Annotated in this window: 13 protein-coding genes and 1 tRNA gene; 3 read left to right on the top strand and 11 right to left on the bottom strand. The window is 64.4% G+C overall.

Translation table 11 applies throughout. The features are described from left to right. The first annotated feature begins 143 nt into the window (after positions 1–143). The 3 genes from recC to recD are packed head-to-tail and all read left to right on the top strand — an operon-like array spanning position 144 to position 9,123. A complete protein-coding gene (gene recC / locus BUA26_RS10655; RefSeq protein WP_072760590.1) occupies positions 144–3,593 on the top strand; it encodes an exodeoxyribonuclease V subunit gamma in 3,450 nt (1,149 codons plus the stop codon). Further along, positions 3,590–7,192, top strand: a complete 3,603-nt coding sequence (locus BUA26_RS10650) for a UvrD-helicase domain-containing protein (protein WP_072760588.1) — start codon at positions 3,590–3,592, stop codon at positions 7,190–7,192. Before recC ends, BUA26_RS10650 begins: the two co-directional genes overlap by 4 nt. Continuing rightward, positions 7,189–9,123, top strand: a complete 1,935-nt coding sequence (gene recD / locus BUA26_RS10645) for an exodeoxyribonuclease V subunit alpha (protein WP_072760587.1) — start codon at positions 7,189–7,191, stop codon at positions 9,121–9,123. The genes BUA26_RS10650 and recD overlap by 4 nt, the downstream gene beginning before the upstream one ends. A gap of 27 nt (positions 9,124–9,150) precedes the next feature. Here the strand turns inward: recD and BUA26_RS10640 are convergent, their stop codons facing one another. The 11 genes from BUA26_RS10640 to BUA26_RS10590 form a co-directional block, all read right to left on the bottom strand. Further along, a complete protein-coding gene (locus tag BUA26_RS10640; protein ID WP_255368272.1) occupies positions 9,151–9,717 on the bottom strand; it encodes a type IV pilin protein in 567 nt (188 codons plus the stop codon). Further along, positions 9,714–13,817: a pilus assembly protein gene (locus tag BUA26_RS10635; RefSeq protein WP_072760585.1), complete on the bottom strand. Its 4,104-nt coding sequence runs from the start codon at positions 13,815–13,817 to the stop codon at positions 9,714–9,716. The genes BUA26_RS10640 and BUA26_RS10635 overlap by 4 nt, the downstream gene beginning before the upstream one ends. Before the next feature lie 71 nt (positions 13,818–13,888). After that, the gene (locus tag BUA26_RS10630; RefSeq protein WP_083572976.1) at positions 13,889–14,494 is read right to left on the bottom strand and encodes a pilus assembly PilX family protein; all 606 of its coding nucleotides are present in this window, start codon (positions 14,492–14,494) and stop codon (positions 13,889–13,891) included. A gap of 1 nt (position 14,495) precedes the next feature. After that, a complete protein-coding gene (locus BUA26_RS10625) occupies positions 14,496–15,551 on the bottom strand; it encodes a prepilin-type N-terminal cleavage/methylation domain-containing protein (RefSeq protein ID WP_072761534.1) in 1,056 nt (351 codons plus the stop codon). An 11-nt stretch (positions 15,552–15,562) separates the two neighbouring features. Further along, a complete protein-coding gene (gene pilV, locus BUA26_RS10620; RefSeq protein WP_072760583.1) occupies positions 15,563–16,045 on the bottom strand; it encodes a type IV pilus modification protein PilV in 483 nt (160 codons plus the stop codon). Then, positions 16,042–16,716 (bottom strand): pilus assembly FimT family protein, encoded by a 675-nt coding sequence (locus tag BUA26_RS10615; RefSeq protein ID WP_072760581.1) that lies wholly within the window; start codon positions 16,714–16,716, stop codon positions 16,042–16,044. Before BUA26_RS10615 ends, pilV begins: the two co-directional genes overlap by 4 nt. 244 nt (positions 16,717–16,960) lie before the next feature. Further along, positions 16,961–17,036: transfer RNA gene (locus BUA26_RS10610), tRNA-Thr, on the bottom strand. A gap of 55 nt (positions 17,037–17,091) precedes the next feature. After that, positions 17,092–18,054, bottom strand: a complete 963-nt coding sequence (gene ispH / locus BUA26_RS10605; RefSeq protein WP_072760579.1) for a 4-hydroxy-3-methylbut-2-enyl diphosphate reductase — start codon at positions 18,052–18,054, stop codon at positions 17,092–17,094. Positions 18,055–18,140: 86 nt separating this feature from the next. Further along, complete coding sequence (gene lspA, locus BUA26_RS10600) at positions 18,141–18,641, bottom strand: signal peptidase II (protein ID WP_072760577.1); 501 nt, start codon at positions 18,639–18,641, stop codon at positions 18,141–18,143. A gap of 175 nt (positions 18,642–18,816) precedes the next feature. Beyond that, a complete protein-coding gene (gene ileS, locus BUA26_RS10595) occupies positions 18,817–21,678 on the bottom strand; it encodes an isoleucine--tRNA ligase (protein WP_072760576.1) in 2,862 nt (953 codons plus the stop codon). A 92-nt stretch (positions 21,679–21,770) separates the two neighbouring features. Next, positions 21,771–22,724, bottom strand: coding sequence for a bifunctional riboflavin kinase/FAD synthetase (locus tag BUA26_RS10590; RefSeq protein ID WP_072760574.1), 954 nt, complete (start codon positions 22,722–22,724; stop codon positions 21,771–21,773). Positions 22,725–22,763: the final 39 nt, after the last annotated feature.

The raw sequence follows: 22,763 nt of genomic DNA, 5'->3' as shown, positions 1-22,763 counted from the left end.
GTTGGAAAAACTCCTGCTCTGACCAGACGACGAACGGGCCATCGCCAGATCGACATCTTCCGCGTCAATATCGGGAAATATTCTCAGGCTGTGGGACGCTGCCTCGGTATGCTGTGTCCATGGCGTCATCAGGGCAGGAAAGGATGAAGGAACACCCAGGCGGACTGATCGTCCATCGCGGCAGCCGCACCGAGCGGCTGGCCGACGCGCTGGCACAGCTGCTCGAGGCGCAGCGGCCGGCCAATCCGCTAGCCCGGCAAACGGTGGTGGTGGCGCATCCGGGCCTGCAGCGGTGGCTGCTCGGTCGTTTCGCGCAGCGCAGCGGCCCGCATGGCAGCCACGGCATCGCCGCCAACTACGAGATGATCCTGCCCTGGCAATGGTTCGAGCGCACCGCCCGCCGCGTGCTGGGCGACGAAGCCTTGATCGGCGGCGCGTATCGGCATGAGGTGCTGCGCTGGCGTTTGCTGATGGCGCTGCCGGCCCTGAAGGCATCGGAGGTCACCGCCTACCTGGCCGGCGACGATGCCGCACGGCGCGGCTTCCAGCTGGCCGAGCACCTGGCCGGCCTGTACACGCAATACCTGATCTATCGGCCGGACTGGATCCTGGACTGGGAGCAGCATCCCGGCCAGCACGGTCGCGACTGGCAGGCCGCGCTATGGCGGCAATTGCAGACCTCCATCAACCGTCCGCACCGCGCCCAGCGCAGCGCCGCACTGCTCGACGCACTGCGTACGGGACATGACTCGGCAAACGACGCTCCGCTGCATGTGTTCGGTGTCAGTCATCTGCCACCGGATGTACTCCAGGCGCTGCAGGCCACGGCCTTGCACGCGCCCGTGCATCTGTATTTTCCCGACCCGTGCCGCGAGCACTGGGTCTACCTGCGCAAGCAGCGCTTCCTGCTGACGCACGCCGACGATCCGCAGGCGCTGTATTACGAAGTCGGCCATCCGTTGCTGGTGGCTCTGGGTCGCATCGCGCAGGATTTCTGCCTCACCCTGGACGAATGCGACGCGATCGACGAGCGCGATCCGCTCGACGATGCCGAGCCGCTGCCCGGCGAAACCTCGCTGCTGGCACAACTGCAATCCAGCATCCGCTGCCTGCAGCCCGAACTGGTCGGCGCGACGCTGCGCGAGGAAGTCGCCGATGGCGCCAGCGCGGAAGAACTCCTGCCCGCTCTGCGCAACGATCCCAGCCTGCGCGTGCACGCCTGCCATACCCGTCTGCGCGAACTGGAAGTATTGAAGAACACCTTGCTGCGCTGCCTCGCCGACGATCCGATGCTGCAACATCGCGACATCGTGGTGATGGCACCGGACATCAGCGCATATGCGCCGTACCTCGCAGCGGTGTTCGGCGAGCCGGCGCAATACCGCAGCGATCCGCTGCACATCCCCTGGCATCTGGCCGACGTCGGACTGGCGCGCGCCCACCCTTTGATGAGCGCCTTTGCGCAAGTGCTGGATCTGGCGGAAAGCCGCTTCACGGTCAGCGAAGTACTGGATTTCCTCGATGTTCCGGCAGTGGCGCGGCGCTTCGCGATCGACACCAGCGGCCGCGATGCGCTGGAGCGCTGGCTGCGCCGCGCCCGCGTGGCATGGGGACTGGATGCTGCCATGAAGGCCGAAGTCGGCGCAGCGGCGGCCGACGCGAACTCGTGGCAGTTCGGCTTCGATCGGATGTACGCGGGGCTGATCGTCGGGCAGGACGACGACAGCGAACTGCCGGACGGTCACCTTCTAGATGGAATCCTGCCGCTGGATGGCGTCTCCGGCAGCGCCGTCGAGGCGCTGGGCCAGTTCGATCGCCTGCTGGGCGAACTGCGCCGGGCACGCAGCGAATTTGCCGGTGCGCGGCCGCTCGCTGCATGGAGCCAATGGCTGCTGGAACTGATCGACGCACTGTTCCTCGCCGACCCGCGCGACACCACCGAAAACAACGCGCTCGACACGCTGCGCCGACTCGCCGCCGGCCTCGGCAGCCAGGCCGCGGAAGTCGGCATCCAGACACCGCTGCCGTGGAGCGTGGTGCGCGAAGCCGTGCGCGGTGCGCTCGACGCGGTACCGGAGCGCCAGGCCTTCCTGCTCGGCGGGGTGACCTTCTGCGGACTGGTGCCGCAGCGGTCGATTCCGTTCCGCGTGGTCTGCCTGCTCGGCATGAACGAGGGTGAGTTCCCCCGTCCCGGCAACGACGCAGGCCTCAACAAGATTCTCAGCCAGCCGCGCCGCGGCGACCGCGACACCCGCAGCGAGGATCGCTACCTGTTTCTCGAAGCGATGATGTCGGCGCGCGATGTGCTGCACATCAGCTATGTCGGTGAAGGCGTGCATGACGGTAAGCCGCGCAATCCGGCCGCGCCGCTGGCCGAACTGCTGCAGTTTCTCGATGAGCAGCACACGATCGCCGACAACGAAGAAGCCGACCGCCCCTGGCGCATCCGCCACCCGTTGCAGCCGTTCGACGCGCGCTACTACGAGCGCGACGCGCACGGCCAGCCGAGACACGATCCCCGGCTGTTCTCATATGACCCTGCGTTCGTCGCTACGCCGTCCAGCACCCATGTGCCGCGCTTTCTCGGTGAAACCTTCGGCGCACCGAAGGCCGCCGCCTCGCCCGAAGGCGAAATCACACTCGGTGCCCTCAAACGCTACTGGCGCGATCCGGCCAAGGACGCGCTGCTGCGCGGTCACGGTATCAGTCTGCAGGCGCTCGACGACATCGGCTGGCCCGATCGCGAGCCGCTGGAAACCGGAGTCGACCGTATCGAACGGGTCGATCGCCGGCTGTTGTTCGAAACGCTGGCCGCCGGCCGCCGCGAGCTGCCCGCCGAACCGCCGGCATGGCTGGCGCGTTCCGGCATGCTGGCCGGCGGTGCCATCGGCGCCGAGACCTACGCGGAGCTGCGCGACTCGCTGCATGGCCTGCTCGACAAGGCACAGCCCTTGTTCGCCGACGGTATCGCCCGATCGCTGGCACAGGCGATCGACCTGGACCTCGGCGACGGATTGCGCCTGACCGGCGTGGTCGATCGGATCTTTCATGGCGCCGACGGCGGCTTGCTGCTGTTCGATGCGCAACCGGGCCGGGCCGCCGGCCTCAGGGAGATGTTGGCCTTCTACATCGACTGGGCCGCGCTGCGGCTGACCCATGCCGGCACCGTACACGGCGACTACCTGGAACCGACATCCAACAACCACAAGGCGCGCAGTTCGGGACTGCTCGATCCCATCCGTGCGCAGGATGCTGCCCAGCTTCGGCAAGGACTGCGCGGCCTGGTCGAAGGCTATCGATCCGCCGAGCAACAACCGCTGCTGTTCTTTCCACGCACTGCCCAAGCTTATGCCGCCAGCGAGCCCGAGGCGCGTCTCGGCAAAGCCGCAGCTGCATGGGCAGGCGACGATTTCAATGGCGGCGAGCGTGACTACGCGCCCGGCTATGTCGCCCTGCTGAGTCGCGGACTGGAGCTGTTCGACCTGGATAGTCCAGCACATCACGCTTTCGTCGCTGCCACCGAACTGGTCTGCACGGTGCTCGATCCGCAGCACACGATGCTGTTGAAAGCATCGGAGACATTCCGCCCATGACCGCCGTCGATACCGCAGCCCTACCCGCGCTCGACTGGCGCCGGATGCCGTTGCAAGGCCGCATCCTGATCGAAGCCAGTGCCGGTACCGGCAAGACCTGGAACATCGGCCTGATCTACCTGCGACTGCTGCTGGAACGCGACTTGCGGGTGGAACAAATCCTGGTGACCACCTTCACCGATGCCGCCGCGCAGGAGTTGCACGAGCGTTTGCGGCGGCGGCTGGTCGAAGCCGAAAGGCTGCTCGAATTCACTCCCATCGAGCGAGCCGGCGACAACTCGCTGGAAAGCTATCTGGCGATGCTCTGCCCCGACGCGGATAGCCGTCGTCACGCGTTGCGCAAGATCCAGCTGGCCCGCACCGATCTGGACCGCGCGCCGGTTTCGACCATCCACGCGCTGTGCCAGCGCATCCAACGCGACTACCCGCTGGAAAGCGGTGCCGCGTTCGCCAACGACAAGCTGTTCGACGAGCAGCAGCTGCAGCGCGAATGCGTGGAGGATTTCTGGCGCCGTCGCTATCTCGCCGGCGAGGTAGACCCGCGCGAGGCAGCGCTGCTGCTGAGGGATGGTCCGGAAGGCCTGCTGCGCGATCTGGGCGGTCTGGCGAACAGCACCGACGCACAGATCGAAGCCGGCGGCCTGGGCGGACTCGAACGCCAGATCGCGGTTTTGCGCACAGCGGCCACCATCGCCGAGTTGCAGCGACTGGCCGGCGACAAGTCGCTGTACGGCTCACGCAAGACGGCGCTGGCGAACCGGCTCAACAAAGTCGTCGCAGCACTCCGGGATGACGACGAAGAACAACTGGCGGCTGCACTCGACAAGACGTTCGAGCCGGACAACGTACTCGAACAGGAAGCCCCCGAAAGCGCCGGCACGCTGAACGACCATCCACTGATCCGGGCACTGCAGGCCCTGCGCCCGTTGCTGCAATCGCGCGCCGTCTTCACCCGCGGCGCCGTGCTGGCCGAGGCCGCGCAAGCCTGTCGCGAAGAGATGCCGCGACGCGCACGCCAGCGCCGCGTACTGACGTTCTCGATGCTGATCGACGCGGTCTACGAGAGGTTGTGTGGTGGCGATGCCAACGGCCAGCCGGCCGATGATGTGCTGGCCGACCGGTTGTTCGAGGCATTCCCGGTCGCATTGATCGATGAATTCCAGGATACCGACCAGCGCCAGTTCGCGATCTTCGACAGGATCTATCGCGGGCGCGGCACCCTGGTGATGATCGGCGACCCCAAGCAGGCCATCTACAGTTTCCGCGGCGGCGACATCGCCGCCTATCTGCGAGCCGGCGAACAGGCCGGCCAGCGTTTTTCGCTGGGTAGCAATCACCGCTCCGGCCGCGCGCTGGTCGAGGCCTTGAACGCCTGGTACGGCCAGACAGAAGGTGGCTTCGGCCACCCGCAGATCCGCTATCAGCAAGTCGTCGCCGCCGGCAAAGCCGACGACGAGCCCTACACCATCGACGGCGAACCTGCGGCTCAGCCACTGGTCATCCACCCATTCCGCGGCGATGCGAAAGACAAGGGCGGCAATCCGTTGAAGGCGCTCGGCGAGCTGGAAGCGCTGGCGCTGGACGACTGTGCCAACCGCATCGCCGAACTGCTCAACGATCCGCGACAACAGATCGGCGGCCAGCGCGTGACGCCTGGCGACATCGCCGTGCTGCTGTCGACCAACAACCAGATCATGGCGTTGCGCACGCGCCTGATCGCCCGCGGCGTGCCTTGCGTCGGCAGCGGTCGCGGCAACATCTTTGCCGGCGAAGTCGCCCGCGAGCTGGCGCTGGTCCTGTACGCCGTGCTGCATCCCGACGACGATCAGGCGGTGCGCGGCGCGCTGGCCACCTGCCTGCTCGGGGCAATGCTGGAGCAATTCAGCGCGTGGCAAGCCCGGCCGGCGGCGTTCGAGCGCGAGCTGGAACGCTTCGAGTCATGGCGCACCTTGGCGCGCACCCGCGGCGTGCTGGCGCTGATCGACTCTCTGCTGGCCGTACGCGCCACCGCGCTGCTGGCGCTGCCTGAAGGTGAGCGCGTGCTCACCGACCTGCGTCATCTGGGCGAGCTGCTGGCGGCGGAAGAAGGTTCGCGCCAAGGACTGGACGGCTTGTACGCATGGCTGCTCGACATGCGCCAGGAAGGCGGCGACGGCGATGCCGAGGCGGCCGACGAACGCCAGCTGCGCATCGAGAGCGATGCGCGCCGGGTGCAATTGCTTACCATCCATGCCAGCAAGGGACTGGAGTTTCCGATCGTGTTCCTGCCGCTGGTCTGGCGCATCGGCGATCGCACCGGTGTGCGCTCGCCGAAGCTGTTGCGCTATCACGACGCCAGCGGCCGGCGCTGCGTCGATCTGGGATCGATGGATTTCATCGAACATCGCGGCCGGCACTTCCGCGAAGAGCTCGAAGAACGCCTGCGCCTGCTCTACGTCGCACTGACCCGGGCGGTGCATGCGGTGCACGTGTACTGGGTGGATCGCGGTCCGCTGCCTGGCGGGGATGCGCTGGCGTGGGAGTGGGCGGCGATCGACCTGCTGATCCTGCAAGCGCAAAGGAAGCTGGGCCTTGCCGAAGGCGAAGCCTCGCTCGAGGCCATGGCCGAGGCACTCGGAGGCATCCGGTTGTCCGCACCCTTTGCTGACAACGTCATCCGCTATCAGGCACCGATCGAGGCGCCATCGCCGCGCGCCACACAGACCCCGTTGCCCGTTCCGCGGTCATTCCAGTGGCTGCACAGTTTCAGCGGGCTGACCCGCTATGCAGCCGCGGCAGTAGTGATCGACGACGGTGGTGCCGCTGATGAGACCGGTATGGCTGAGCCTGCCATTGCCGATGAACCCGTCGAAGCTGCCGAAGACACTCGCTTGCTGAGCTTGTATCCCTTGCGCGGTCCGCGCTTTGGCGATGCCGTGCATCAGGTACTGGAACTGGCCGGACCAGGCCCGGTATGGCCCGAGCAGCGCCAGCTGCTGCACAACCAACTCACCGCGCAAGCGGTCACGGCCAACAGCGAAGCGCTGGAGCGGGTCGGCAAGATGATCGATCGTGCACGCCAGGCCGATCTCGGCGATGGCTTGCGGCTAATCGATGTTTCCGCCGAGCATCGCATCGTCGAATTCGAGTTCCAGTTTCCCGTACAGCAGGTGCCGTTGGCACGGCTGCGCCAACTCTGCATTGCCCACGGCCAGCCCGACGCGGTGCCGGCCAGCCTCGACGCGATGACACTCAACGGCATGCTGACCGGTTTTGCCGACCTGATCGTCGCATGGGACGGCCGTTTCCACGTGCTCGACTACAAGACCAACTGGCTCGGTGCGCGGCTTCACGACTACCAAGGCAGTTCGCTCGACGCCGCGATGGCCGAACATCATTACCCATTGCAGGCACTGCTCTACACCGTGGCCCTGCATCGTTACCTGCGTCAGCGACTGGACGGCTATACGGCCGAACGCCAACTCGGCGATAGCTGGTACCTGTTTGCCCGTGCGCTGGGGCTGGCTCCTGGTCTCGGCGTGTGGCGTCATCGCTGGCCGGTAGCGCTGATCGAGGCGCTGGACGACGCATTCGCCGGTGTGCAGGAGGCTACGGCATGAATCGACCATTGCCGCCAACTGCACCAGCCGACGAGCGTGCGATCGACCAGACCCTGGCGCAATGGGTGTTCCAGCGCACGGGCTCGACCCTGCTCGCCACCGCCGTACGTGCGGTCAGCAACGCCGAAGGCCGCGGCCACTCCTGCGCGTGGCTGACCGACCCGTACACCGACGCCGGCTTCGACACCGAGGCGCTGGCGGCATTGCGCCAGCACGCATGGGTTGGCGATGGGGCGCACTTCAACCCGTTCGTGCTCGATGCACGGAACCGTTTTTATCTGTGGCGCAACTGGCAGCACGAAGCGAAGCTGGCCGCGGCGATCCTGCAGCGCTGCCAACAACGGACGCTGCCGATTCCTGCCGATACGCTGGCCGACGATGTGGATGTCCTGTTTGCGGGCATGCCGCCAGGGACCGCCGACTGGCAACGCGCCGCGGTAGCCGCCGTGCCTGGCGCACGCTTCTTCGTGCTCACCGGCGGTCCCGGCACCGGCAAGACCACGACGGTCGTGCGCATGCTGCTGATGCTGCTGCGTCATGCCCGCGCCTGCGGACTGCCGGCGCAGCCATCGATTGCGCTGGCTGCGCCCACCGGCAAGGCCGCACAGCGACTGGTGCAAGCCATCGCCAGGGGCAAGGCCGAGCTGCAGGTTTCGCTATCCCAGCGTGGGAGCGACTTCAGTCGCGATTCCCACACTCAGCCGAAGCTGTCGCGACTGAAGTCGCTCCCACAAGATCTCCCACTGGAAGATCGCGCACTGGATCTGCAGGAGCACCTACACCATATCCCGCACGCCGATGCGCGCACGCTGCACCGCCTGCTCGGCTATCGGCCGATGGACAACACCTTCAGCCACGGTCCACGCAACCCGCTGGCCGAAGATATCGTGGTAGTCGATGAAGCATCGATGGTGGATCTGGCCATGATGCGTCAGCTGCTGGAGGCACTGCGTCCCGATGCCGTACTGATACTGCTCGGCGATCCCGGCCAGCTCGCCTCGGTCGATGCCGGCTCGGTACTCGCCGACATCGTCGCCAGCGCGCCGCAGAACCAGTTGCCATCGGCCATGGCCGGACTGCTCGCGCCATGGCTGCAGAACGCGCCGGGGACGGCGACGGATGATACGGCGCTGGCCGGCCATGTGCTGACGCTCACCCACAGCTGGCGCGCCGGCAGCGGCCTGCAGCGCGGCATCGAGGCGTTGCGTGACACACCCGACCCGGCGTGGCTGGACACGCTGTTGAGAGAGCGCGCGGACGGCGACCTGCACCTGCGCCATTGCTCCAACCCACAGGCTCTGCGCGCCTGCGTCGACGGCTGGATCGATCGGCATGCCGAACTGCTGCAGACGCTGCTGACCTCGCCCATAGACGCCAGCGCCGCGCTGCAAAGCCTGCATCAGTTGCAGATCCTGTGCGCGCTGCGTGATGGCCCGTTCGGTGCGCACGGCCTCAACGAACTCATCGCGCGCCGGCTCGCCGCCCGTTTCGGCATCGACAGCGATCACGCCTGGTACCACGGCCGGCCGCTGATCATCACCCGCAACGACTACGCCCGCGGCCTGTTCAACGGCGACGTCGGTATCGCACTGCAAGGCGCGGAGGGACTGCGCGTGTGGTTCGAGCTCAGCGACCGCGACGGCAACGCCGGCCTGCGCAGCTTCTCGCCACGCGCCCTGCCCGCCCACGAAAGCGCCTGGGCCATCACCATCCACCGCAGCCAGGGCTCGGAATACCGCGACGTGGCCGTGGTGCTGCCACCGGACGAAGGCAACCGCGTACTCACCCGCGAACTGGTCTACACCGCCATCTCACGCGCGAGAAGCCACGCCGAGATCTGGGCCACCGACGAATCGCTGCGCACTGCCCTGGCGCGGCCGATTCAGCGTGAAGGTGGTTTGCGTGATCGACTGGTTTTCGGAAAAACGTGACTGACGATAATCAGCCGGGCCATATCCTCACCAGCATTGATCCAAAGTACCGGTACCGGATGCGGTGCGCTTGCCAGCTTGGTTCAGCGTGAGCGTGCCGCACAAGGTGTCCCTTTTCGCCTGTGCGCTCCCAGAAATGGGCACGGCCTGGATGGTGTAGGTTGAAACACTCGCCGCACCACTCGGGAAGCTATAACCATAGTCGTTGCCGGTTCGCTGAGGTGTCGCGCAATCCAGCCCCGCCAGAGTGAGCGAATTCTGGACAGGAGTGGTCTGCGTATCCTGGTCGTAACGCAGGTTGGTGGTGTAGTACCGCTCCATGTAGTTGGCGTACTCCGACAAGCACCCTTTCGCTGCAGTCCTGCGAGTCTTGGTGATGTAGCTGGTGTACGTGGGCAGCGCGATCGCCGCCAGGACGGCGATGATCGCCACCACAATCATCAATTCGACAAGGGTGAAGCCGGCGCTTCGCAACTGGTGTCCGCTGTAACGGGCCTGCCGGACTCCGCCCGGACAGCCGGCTGCCTGGAACGGCGGCTCCGCCATCATGTCATTGGCCATCGGCCTGCATGGATTCATTTCAACACTTCTCATGGGTTCACCAGTTCCTGCCAGGACACGCGCGTTGTGGCGCCAGTCGAACCCGAGGTGTTGAGGCTGGCGGTGGTGCCGTTGTCGAAGCTCGTCAGCATGTCGCCGCCCACGAAGATCGGGTTGTTGGGCAGCGAGCTGAAGCCCACGCCCGCCGCCGCCGCAGTCCCGGTCACGACCGTGCCATTGGACGACGTGTACGTGTACGTGACCATGCCACCACCACCAGCGCCCAGGAAGAAGCCGGCCGTCGGGTTGGTGCCGGTGAACGGATTGACCGCCATCACCCAGCCGCTGCCGGAGGGGTTGCAGATGTCAGTGACCACCGGGATGCGCGTGGTGCCCAGCAGCAGGTTGCCCTGGAACTGGTTGGGAGTGACCATGCGTTCACCCTGGGCAACCAGCGCGCCGTTGGTACCTGTCGGCGCCTCGAGGTTCATCCACCAGCCAAGCTTGCCGCTCATGTCGCTAGTTGTCGGCAAGGGCGTCACCACGCGCACGCCCAAGGTCGGCGGCGTGGCGCTGGGATTGCCGTCCTGCTCGTAGATGATCGAGCGCTGCACCAGGCTGCTGACCGTCGCATTCGAGGTCGGAGTGGACGAACCACCGGGTTGGGCGATCACGCCATACCAGCTCTCCACCTGATGATTGCTCAGATCCGAGGAGCTCAGGTACTGCCCGGTGCCGAAGAACAGCCAGACGTTGCTGGTCGTCGGATCACTACCCGCCAGCATGCCAGCCGTGATCGGCTGCGGAACGTTGGCCGTACCGTTACTGACCAGGGGGGTGGAGAAAACGACGGTGCCGGTCGCGCTCACACCACCCAGAGTGCTCGGATCGGTCTGATAATTGTTGCCTTGGGTTTTACCCAGCGGGAACCGCCACACCTGCCCATGCAGGTCGCCCGCATAGGCTTCCGTGCTGATGCCGTTGGTGGGGGTGTCCATCCAGGTCACCGGCGCGGCAAGGCCATTGCCGGTAGTAACGCCAGAGCGGCTGGTTGTCGTGTGCACACTTAGCGTGCCGGTGGCGATGTCGAACTCCAGCAACGCCGCCGTGCCGCTGGCACTGTTATAACCGTTGCCGATCAACACCTGCCAGTCGGAACTGGTGCCATCCTGCACCTTGGCGATCACCGGCTTGCCCACCATCTGGCCGATGTACGTACTGTTGCTGTCGCTTGTGTTGCCGTCGTTCGCAGAGCGCTCCCATAGCGGCGTGATACTGGCGGGATTGGTGATGTCCAACGCATACACGGCCTCGGCCGGGCCGCGGCCGGTGGTACCCACCAGGACGGTATGCCATGTCGAATTGAAGAAGGCGTCCGCAATGGTCAGCTCGCCGTCGTTGTAATACTGATGCGGCACGGTGGTCGAGCCGTAACTGCTGTTCGCCAGGTCGGCTAGGTTCGCGGTGATCACCGCGCCGGGCAGGTAGGCATAGACCTCGGCGCCAGTGCTGGCGTTGAACGCGTGCAGCATTCCGTCGTTGGCCGCCACGAACACCAGCGGCGTGCGGGTGGAGGCGGCGCTGGCCACGGGATTGCCGCTGCTGTTGGTCGTGCCCACCGCCCAAGTCTGGAACGAGTTGTCGGTTGTCGACGAGGTGGCGGTGATGCCGGTGAACGCCTGGTTCTCGAACTCGTTCGGATTCGGCGCGCCGGAATACACCGGCTGCGAATCCACAATATCGCCCAGCGGCGTGTCGCGGTCACGGTAGTTTCCGCTGTTCTTCTGCTCCAGCGTGTTGTCGCCGCGCAGGTAACTCACCATCGTCATCTGTGCGGCAGCGGTGCTGCCCAACGCCGTCAATTCGTTGTTGGACAAGACCGGCGGCGCACTGCTGCTGTTCTGGAAAGCCACGAAGGTCCCGCTGCCCGTGGTCGAAGCTGGCGGCACGTATGTCACGATGTTACGGTTGTCGTACGTGAGGACGCTGCTGTTGGTGCTGCTGACCGTGGCAATGGCAGTCAACGCCGTGGCGGCCGTCCAGGTGGGCGTGGTGCTGATCGCGCCCGTACTCGAATCGATCGCAAACGCCTTCAGGTCACCCTTCCACTTGGCTGTGTAGTAGTTCGCCTGGTAGGCGACCGTACCATTGGTAAGCTGGGTGGAGTTGGCCGCCAGGCTGGCGCCCGTACCCACGCGCTCGGAAGCACGCGTCAGGGCATCCGTCAGGCCACTGACAAACGTCGACGGGCTGGTAGCCGAATAGAAACCGCCATGACCGTTCACCGCCGCGTGGGCAAGATCGGCGATGTTGTTGATCGAGTTCGACGCAGGCGTAGGCCAACTGAAGTTGCTGAGAGTAAGGCCGCCGTTGGCCGCACTGAAGATATCGCTGATGGTGGGTGGCGAATCGCCGTTCGATGCCTTGCCAGCAATACCGCTCGGGGTAAAGCCCAAGCCCATGGTGAACGTGGTCATGTGCTGCCAGAACGCAGGGTCCTCCGTGCTGGGCGGCACTTCGTTGGGGAAAGGAGAAGTTGGCGTGTCGGGTTGCAGGTCGTTTTCCCAGTAATACATGGCTACATCGGCCAGGGAGGGACCCGATGACGCACTGCCACCGGAGTAAGGCGCTGCCGGCGAGCTGCCGGATACCTTCGGCCACGTCTGGCCATTCGGTCCGGTCACCGTTGGCCATGCGGCGCTACTGGCGCCACTCTCGGCCGACGACGAGTAACTGTCGTTCCAGAAACCATCCGTGGTCAAAATAGTGTAGGCCTGCCGGCAGGCAATATTGGAAGGTTGATTGGCCGTTCCGTAGTTGGGGTCGGTTGACATCGTCGTCCAAGGCTGCGATGTCTTGTAGTACCGGCCGACCTTATCCAACGCGCTGCGCAAAGGCGTGCCGTTGCCTGCGCTCTCACCAATGATCCAGTTCCAGAACGCCGCCTTCTGGGTCGTCCCGAACGGTTGCACTTCGGCCAAGAGATTATTGCTGTTGCCAGTGCCGTAGCCAGCAGAATCGTCGAATGGATACTGCGGCGATGGAATGCCGTCCGTAAAGTTGCCGTTGATCGAGCCGAAGCCCACCCGGAACGTCGGGTCCACTACGGAAAAAGCCACCATCAGACCGCTCTTGGCCATCAGGATGCGGGTGTGGTAGTAGGAGTACCAGTTGGCAACGTTCTTCTGCGTACTGGCCCTTTCGTCGCAGTTGCTTGATGTCATCCCGGCCGATGCTGCCAGCAGGCAGGTGCCGCTCAGGCCCACATAATGACTCGTGAAGCTGCCGTCCGTGTTTTTCACCGTATAGGTGAAGAATGAATACGTACTCGCTGTTCCCTGCGGCGTGCAAAGGTTCGCGGCCGGATCATAGGTGTCCGAACTGCTGTTGCAGGTCGGCGGCGTAGTCACCACTGGATTCGGCGTGCACAGAAAGGTTGTCGAACTGTAGGTGTCCGTGCCCTGGCAAGTAGGAGTCGCGGTTTTACTTTGGTTAGTGTTCTTAACACATTTGCCCGCATTCTTGCCGCTGGTTTGCAGTGTGTAATTGAAAGGGCAACTGGCAGGATAGGGCTGCTCCATGCATTGCCCATTGGTCTGGATCGAATATCCGGACGGGCAATTTGTCGGAGTATAGGGCGTGCCAGACGAAGCTACGGTAAACGATTGCGTATATCCGATGTTGCTCGAATTAGTGCCCTGTTGGCTCGTATCGGACGAACCATCGTAGGTCGTCAGATTCACGGTGCCGTTGCCCGTATGGAAACCGTCGATCCACGCCGCGGTAAAGGTCGCCGCGTTATAGAGGGTGCCATCAGCCTGGTTCGGCGGGGAGTAAGTGATATTCGGGTTGTAATAGAGGCCATTGACGCTGGAACTGGTCAATTCGCTCGCGGTAGGCGAACCTGGAGTCGCGCCGACATACCCATAGTCGGGCATGACGTCCCAGGCCATCGAACCCGAATCGTCGAGCATCAGAACCACGTTGGGCGGAATCGTAGGTTGCAGGGTCAGCGGCTGCTGGGCGACGGCAACAGCGGTGGCAGCAAGCGAAGGTGTATAGACGGCGCCCAGCAGCCAGACGCCCAGCATGGAAGCCAGCATCCTGCCGACAACATGTCCTAGACGACGGCGTGGTTGCAAAGTCTTGTTCATGACGGTTCCGCCCTGGAATGTGGCTGCATTGATCGACCGGTGGGCCGTAATTACGGGATTCGCTTGCACGATCAACCCTGCTTGACCACGGCCTGCAGGACCACCATCGCGCGGTCGCCCACCGTGGCAGGATCGCCGCTGCGGGCCGTGATGCGGTAGTACACCGTGGTACCGGAAGCGCCCTGCACACCGTAGTTGCGCGAATTAGCAGTCTGGCCAAAACCGGTGCTGGTCTTCTGGTCGACCCAGTTGCCCATGTTCTCCACCACGTATTGCGGTTGGCTTGCTGCGACCTTGCTGCGGGTGAAACCGCCCACCGCGGTGCCGGTGGCCACGGTGTGGATGCTGCCCGCGGGTAGGGTCGAATCGTTGAACGGGTTGGGCAGGCAGGTCACACCACCGGCCTGGCAGTTGTGCCAGATGATTCCGGGATTGGTGGGAATCAGCGCCGTGGCCGCACGGATCGCCGCCTCGGCGCTCTGGAACGCCACCTGACGGTCGTACAGGTTGGACGCCATCTTCTGCTGCATGATGGTACCGCGCACCGCGGCCAGCCCCACCAGGGTGATCACCACCAGCAGGAGCAGCGCCACCACCAGGGCAACACCACGCTGCGAGCGAGCGCCAGGCGAAAGGGGGCGGAAGCGATACGGACGGGAAACGGTCGGCGCTTTCATGTCATTGCACTCGGTTGCGCACGGTGGTGGTGGAAGTGAACACTCGGGTGATCGGCGCAGCGTTGTTGACGCTCGCGCGCTGGTTGGTGCTCTGCACAGTGAGCGTGACCTGCGCGGCATTGACTGTGGCCCAGTTGGTCACGCCAGTGGCGGTGCCAAACGCCGTGCCCGGAGGTTGCAGATAGCTGATCTGCATGTTGGTGACATTGCGCACCATTTCCTCCGGCGTGGCCGTGACCGTGCCGCTGCTGTTGACTGCATTCAGGCGATACAGCGACCTGCCTCCCCCTCCCACCGGATTGACGCCGATGTACCAGTCGACAGCGGTGAGCTTGGCCACCCGCGAATTGCCGGGAAAGGAGTAGGGATTGCCGCCCCCCCCATTGCAAGTGGTAGACGGAGTCGGGCCCGGATAACCCAAATCCTTCACGCAGTTGCCCGGGGTCACCCCGCTGCCGGAGTTATGTTGGACATCCACGTTGGCGTTATCGTAATTCGTGATCTGCAAGATGGTTGCATGGTCGAAATCGCAGACCATGATCAGGTCGCCCTTGTTCAACTCGGTCGTAGTGCCACTGATTTTGAAGTCCGCAGAACTTGGCGCGGGGGTCCACGAGACGGTCACACCCGTGCTAGCTGTGCTGATCACATGCACCGAACTGGTACCGGCCACCGGCGCACCGGCACCAGTGAGGCCTGTCAGCGCCGGATCAGTGCTGGCGTCATCGTAACCATGCAAGGCGTTGTTCCAGTCGGCGTACCAGAGGGTGGAGCTATTGAGCACGTTGGCGACGCGCCCGCTGCTGGTGTCGCAGCCGGTCAGGCCGGCGCCACGCAGGTCGCGTGCCAGCATCTCGAACGCGATGCGCGAACCGTCCTGCACGTCGCCCAGCGCTTCATTGGCGCGATAGGACTGCTGACCCGCCAGGAACACGCTGGTGACACCGGCGATCACGATCAGGCCCAGCAGCATCGCCACCATCAGCTCGATCAGGGTGAACCCGTGCGGGCGCGGCGCGGCGCGTTTCGCACGGTACCGTTGCTGGCGGTGGATCATGGGATACTCGCTCATAGCATGGCCTGGGTGACGATTTTCTGTTTGTTGGTGCCACCCACGCCGGCACGGCTGTCGTCGAACTGGACGGTGATGATGCAGTAAGCGGTGGTAGTACCGGCGGCCGCGTTGCAGAGGATGGTGCCGGTGGTGTTGGCGCTGGCCCCGAGGGTCTGTCCAAGCTCGCCGCACCACTGAACCAATTGGGCGCTGGCCAGCGCGGAAGCGCCCGCGGGGGCGGCGCAGGCATTGGCCGTAACCGCGCCGTCGTAACCGTGGTTCGCGGCATTGGAGAGATCGGCGCGCATCGCGTCGAGGATCGAATAGCTAGCGACGGTCACCATGCTGCGCGCCATCGCGCTGTTGTTGGTGGACAAGGACATGGCCTGCAACGCGGCGATGCCCAGGAACGCGATGGAAAGCACCAGCACGGCCACTAGCACCTCGATGAGGCCGGCGCCGGACTGGGCAGACGCAGGGATTGCTCGGTTCATCATGGGCAGGCTCTCGAGTCTGGAGCAGGGGCGGTCGCGAGGATCGAGCCGGCTACCATCGTGATCTTGCGATGATTGTTGTTGCTCATCTGGCTGGTGCAGATGTCCGCGACTGTACCGTTGTATGGAGCCGTGGCGGTGGCGGCATACGCCAGCCCCTGCCCGTTGAAGCGCAGCGCCTGCACATTGCCACTCAGCTGAATCGGCATGGTAATGCCAGTTATGCCGGCAAGCACCGTCGCAGCTGTGGCCGGGGAGCCGCCCACCAGCACATAGACCGCGCCGGTCTGTGTGGTGCACGCGTTGCCGAGTGTATCCGAGGTATTGACGCTGGCCGAGTTGCTGCACAGCTGGGTCTTGGCATTGCGCTTGACCGCTTCCATCCGCGCGGAATTGATCGCAAGGATGAGATCGTTTGATGTGGTGGTGAGCTTATTGGAAAGTATGATCGTCTTGAAGCTCGGCACGGCAATCATGATCAGCACCACCGCAATGGTGACGGTAATCATCAGCTCGACCATGGTGAAGCCACTAGCATGCCGCCGTGCCGCCACCGGCTTATGCCTTGATGCGACGGTTGCAATGGATCCGCACTCGAACAAGCGACTGCCGGTGTTTGCCGACTTCCGCACCTCGATCAACGAGACGCCTCGCTGACGCGACAAGACTTGCATGGAATTCTCCCCCCTATACCCCTGCACGCAGGGTACTCACCCGCCAGGTCCCGACCAGCCTCCAGCCGACGGGCGGTAGAAATTGCCCGACAAGCGGCCGGAAGCGACGCAGGAAAGGTGATCGTGGTCACGCGCAGCGGCCAAGGCAGAGAACGTGCTTTGCCGTGGATCGTTCGCAGCGGAGCGAGGAACGGTTTGGGAACCCCAAAAAAACAAAGGCCCGCGTTGGCGGGCCTTTGAAGTCTGGTGCCGGAAATAGGAATCGAACCTACGACCTACGCATTACGAATGCGCCGCTCTACCAACTGAGCTATTCCGGCAAAGAGCCGTGGATTTTACGGTGCGGGGCGTTGTGGCGCAAGCGCGGAGCCAGCTTCAGAAGCTGGCCGACGTGCTGCCACCGACGATGCGCAGCTCCTTCGGCAGGGCGAAGGTGATGTTCTCCGGTTCGCCATCGAGCTCGTGAACATCGCCCGCGCCCCACGATTGCAGGCAGGCGATCACGTCGCGCACGAGTTTCTCCGGCGCCGACGCACCCGCAGTGAGACCGATGCGGGTGACGCCGTCGAGCCAGCTGCGTTCGATGTGCTCGGCGCCGTCGATCAGGAACGAACGCACGCCCTGTTTCTCGGCCAGCTCGCGCAAGCGGTTGGAGTTGGAGCTGTTGACCGAGCCGACCACCAGCATCAGATCGACCGCGTCGGCGAGGCGGCGCACCGCGTCCTGGCGATTCTGTGTGGCGTAGCAGATGTCGTCCTTGCGCGGGCCTTCGATGTCGGAAAACTTGTTGCGCAAGGCTTCGATGATGGCCTTGGTGTCGTCTACCGACAACGTGGTCTGGGTGACATAGGACAGCAGGTGCGGAAACTTCGGCGTGAGGTTTTCCACGCATTCCAGCGACTCGACCAGCAGGATTTCACCGGCGTTGGCAGGATTCCACTGCCCCATAGTGCCTTCGACTTCCGGATGGCCGGCGTGGCCTATCAGTACCACGCTGCGACCGATCCGGCCTAACCGTGCGACTTCCATGTGCACCTTGGTGACCAGCGGACAGGTGGCGTCGAACACTTTGAGATGGCGCTGCTCGGCCTCTTCACGTACTGCCTGCGATACGCCGTGCGCGCTGAAGATCACCGTGGCGCCGTCCGGCACTTCGCGCAGCTCTTCGACGAACACCGCACCGTCGGCGCGCAGCTTGTCGACCACGTAACGGTTGTGCACCACTTCATGCCGCACATAGATCGGCGCACCCCACGATTCCAGCGCGCGCTCGACGATGGCGATGGCGCGATCGACGCCGGCACAGAATCCACGGGGGTTGGCGAGCAGGATGTCCATTGAATTCTCAGGAGTGAGTGGAGAGGGGCGAGAAATGAGTAAAGGCAGCCACTCGTTTCTCACGCCCGATCTTTCTCGTCCCCCAATTATCGCACGCTGTCCTTGGGCTTGCCGGCAAACAGGCCGAAGGCGATCAGCAGCACGGCACCCACCGTGATGCCGCAGTCGGCAAGGTTGAATACCGGATAGTTCCACTGACGGAAATACACGTGAATGAAATCGGTGACCTGCGCAGCATGCAGGCGATCGATCAAATTGCCGATGGCGCCACCGACGATCAGCGCCAGCGGCAAACCCGTGCGCCAATCACGCCGCGGCGTACGCGCCAGCCATCCCACCAGCACCGCGCTGATCACCAACGCCAGCAGCACGAAGAACCAGCGCTGCCAGCCGGCGCCATCGGCCAGGAAGCTGAAGGCGGCGCCACTGTTGAACGCCAACGTCCAGTTCAAAAAACCGGGAATCACGACATGCGAAACACCCATCGGCTGCAACGCCTGCACGGCCCACCATTTGCTGAGCTGGTCGAGCGCGATGACGGCGGTGGATAGCCATAGCCAGGGGAGTGCGTTGGGTTTGGGGGTCATAAGCACATCGGACAGATTTGTTTGATTACCCCCTCTCCCCTCGGGGGAGAGGGCTGGGGTGAGGGACCGGTCTTGCGGTAAAACGACGTCGAAGCAGGCTCTTGGAAAACACTTCTACGAGCACCCACCCCTCACCTCGATCCTCTCCCCAACGGGGAGAGGAAGCAAAGCATGATCAGAACCAGCGGCGATTCTCGCCGGTGCCTTCGATGTTGCTGATGCAGCGACCGCACAGCTCGGGATGTTCGGCATGCCGGCCGACATCGTCGCGGCGATGCCAGCAGCGCACGCACTTCGCCGCGTCGCTGACGGTAGCCGATACCCAGACATCGGCACCTTCCAGCTCGGTCAGCACCGCATCGGCCGGCTGGCCACCGGCCAGATCCAGGCGCAATTCCGACGTGATGAAGAAAAAGCGCAGCTCGTCCGCCGCCGGTGCATAGCGCGCCACGGTGGCAGCGTCGGCATGAATCGCCAGCTTCGCTTCCAGTGCCGCGCCAATCTGCTCGGCTTTGCGCATGCCTTCGAGTACGCGCGAGGCAGTGTCGCGGATCGCCAGCAGATCGGCCCAATAGCGCCGCTGCTCCGGTGAACTCTGCGTGGCAGCGAGTCCGTCGTACCAGGTTTCGAACAGCACGCTGTCGTCGCGCTCACCCGGCAACTGTTGCCAGATCTCCTCGGCGGTAAAGCTCAGCACCGGTGCCAGCCAACGCACCAGCGCCTCGGCGATACGGTACATCGCGCTCTGCGCGCTGCGCCGGCCACGGCTGTCGGTCGGCATGGTGTACAGCCGATCCTTGGTGATATCCAGGTACAACGCACCCAGCTCGTTGGTGCAGAAGTTCTGGATGCGCGCTACCACTTCCGGAAAGTCATAACGCTCATACGCGGCCAGCACAGCTTGCTGCACGTCATACGCCTGCTGGATCGCCCACTGGTCCAGCAGCAGGCTGTCTTCGACCGAAACCAGATGCTTTGCCGGATCGAAACCGTCCAGATTGCCGAGCAGGAACTTCGCGGTGTTGCGGATGCGCCGGTAGGTGTCGGAGACCCGCTTGAGGATCTCGTCGGAGACGGTCATTTCGTTGCGGTAGTCGGCCGAGGCCACCCACATGCGCAGCACGTCGGCACCCAGCGTATCCATCACCTTCTGCGGCGCGACCACGTTGCCCAGCGACTTGGACATCTTGCGGCCGTTCGCATCGACCGCGAAACCGTGCGTGAGCACCTCGTTGTAGGGTGCGCGGCCGTGAATCGCCGCCGAGGTCAGCAGCGACGACTGGAACCAGCCGCGATGCTGGTCGGAGCCTTCCAGATACATCACCTTGTAATGCGATGCCGTGCCCTGCTGCAGCTCCGGGCGCTGACCGATCACCGCAAAATGGGTGACGCCCGAATCGAACCAGACATCCAGCACGTCGGTGACTTTTTCGTAATCGTTCGCCTGATCGCCAAGCAGCTCGGCCGCATCCAGCGTGAACCATGCATCGATGCCGCCCTGCTCCACTTTCCGCGCGACCTGTTCCAGCAACGCCACGGAATCCGGGTGCGGCTCCTGCGTGGCCTTGTGCACGAACAGCGCGATCGGCACGCCCCAGGTGCGCTGGCGCGAGATACACCAGTCCGGGCGCCCCGCGACCATGCCGGCAATGCGCTCCTCACCCCAGCCCGGCACCCAGCGCACGCTCTTGATCGAAGTCAGCGCGGTCTCGCGCAGCGCCGCCTGTTCCATCGAGATGAACCACTGCGGCGTGGTGCGGTAGATCACCGGCGTCTTGTGGCGCCAGCAATTCGGATAGCTGTGCTCGATCTTCGCAAACGCCAGCAGCACCCCGCGCTGGCGCAGCAGGTCGACGATGGCGTCGTTGGCTTTCCAGATATGCATGCCGCCCAGTTCGAGCGGAACAGCGGCCGGCGTGTCGGCACGATACGTGCCACGCGGCTCGATGTAGTTGAGCAGGCCGATGCCGTACTCGCGCCCCACCACGAAATCCTCGACGCCGTGATCGGGCGAAGTGTGCACGGCGCCGGTGCCGTCCTCGGCGCTGACGTGCTCGCCGAGAATCACCGGCACTTCGCGCGGATAGAAGGGGTGATGCAGCTTCAGGCCTTCCAGCACCTTGCCCGACGCATGACCGAGCACCGTCGCCTGCTGCAAGCCATAACGCTGCGCCGCCTTGTCGACCAGCGCACTAGCGATCACCAGCAACACGCGCCTGCCGTCCCGCGACGGGCCTTCGATCAATGCATATTCCAGCTCGGCGCCCAGCGACACGGCCTGGCTTTCCGGCAGCGTCCATGGCGTGGTGGTCCAGATCGGAATGGCGACGATCTCATCGCCGGCGTCCACACCGAACTTCGCCGCCAATGCTTTCGCGTCGACCGCGTCGTAGGCCACGTCCACTGCCGGCGAGACCTTGTCGCCGTATTCGATCTCCGCCTCGGCCAGGGCCGAGGCGCAGTCGAAGCACCAGTACACCGGCTTGGCGCCGCGCACCACATGGCCGTTCGACACGATGCGCGCCAGTGCGCGCAGCATGTCGGCCTCGTAGCTGAAATCCATCGTGCGATAAGGCTGCTGCCAGTCGCCGAGCACGCCAAGCCGCTTGAAGTCGGTGCGCTGCGCGTCGACCTGCTCGGCGGCGTACTCGCGGCATTTCTGCCGGAATGCGGCGGCGTCGAGCTTGTCGCCCGGCTTGCCGAACTTCTTTTCCACCGCGATCTCGATCGGTAGGCCGTGGCAATCCCAGCCCGGCACGTACGGCGCGCGATGGCCGGCCAGCAGCTTGGACTTGACCACCATGTCCTTGAGGATCTTGTTGACCGCGTGACCGATATGGATCGAACCATTCGCGTACGGCGGGCCGTCGTGCAGCACGAACACGCTGTCGCGACCGGCGGTCTTCTGCTGGATCTGCGCGTAGCGGTCGACCCGTTCCCACTCGGCCAGCCAGCCCGGTTCGCGCTTCGGCAAATCGCCGCGCATCGGGAAGTCCGTCTGCGGCAGGTTGATCGTGCTCTTGTAGTCGTGGGTCATTGCGTGGATGCCATCACTAAAATGTTGCCGTCCGCCAGCAGGCGAACAAAGGGGTCAAAATTAAACGATACGCGCGCGCGCCGGAAGCCGGTTCACGCCTCGACCAGCCGCGGATTCATGCCCAGCAGCTCGCGCGCCTTGCGGGAATCCAGCGCCATCTGCGCCTTGAGCGCTTCCAGTCCGTCGAACTTCTGCTCGTCGCGCAGCTTGGCCACGAACTCCACCGCCATGCGCTGGCCGTACAGGTCGCCATCGAAATCGAACAGGTGTACTTCAAGCAGCGGCTGGACGACCTGGTTCACGGTCGGGCGCACACCGAGGCTGGCCACACCCGGCCAACTGCATTCGCACTCGCCCAGCCCCACTTTTACCGCGAAAATGCCGTGCACCGGGCTGATACGTTGCTGCAGGTGGATATTGGCGGTGGGATAGCCCAGCGTGCGGCCCAGTTGATTGCCATATTCGACCTTGCCTTCGATCACGAAGGGACGGCCCAGCAGCGGTTCGACGCCGGCAAATTCACCCGCGGCCAGCAGCGCGCGTACGCGGCTGGCCGAGACCCGCGCGCCATCGAGCAGCACCGGGGGCATCGTGCACGCGCCAAAACCCAGTTGCGCACCCATCCGCTCCAGCAGCGCGACATCGCCGCCGCGCTTGTGGCCGAAACGGAAATCGCCACCCACCCACACTTCGCGCGCCGCCAGCCGTTCGACCAGCACGCACCGCACGAAATCCTCCGCCGACATCGCGGTCAACGCCTGGTTGAAGCGCAGCAGCAAGGTGTGCTCCATGCCCGCAGCGGCGAAGCCGCGCAGCTTTTCGCGCACACTGGACAAGCGCGGCACCGGCTCGGCGGAAAAGAACGCGCGTGGCAGCGGCTCGAAGCTCACCACGGCCGGGTTGCAGCCGAGCGCCTGCGCACGCTCGCGCACCTGCGCCAGCAGCGCCTGATGCCCGCGATGCAGGCCATCGAACGCACCGACCGCAATCACGCCGCCGCGCGGCGCCAGGCAAGGGCCCGCAACATCCCTGGAAAGTCTCATCATCGGATGAGTATAACGGCCGCGCGGGCCGTGTTGAGGCTG

It is taken from the genome of Rhodanobacter sp. OK091, assembly GCF_900142825.1.
GTDB lineage: Bacteria > Pseudomonadota > Gammaproteobacteria > Xanthomonadales > Rhodanobacteraceae > Rhodanobacter.
This window is presented reverse-complemented; position numbering and strand designations above follow the sequence as displayed.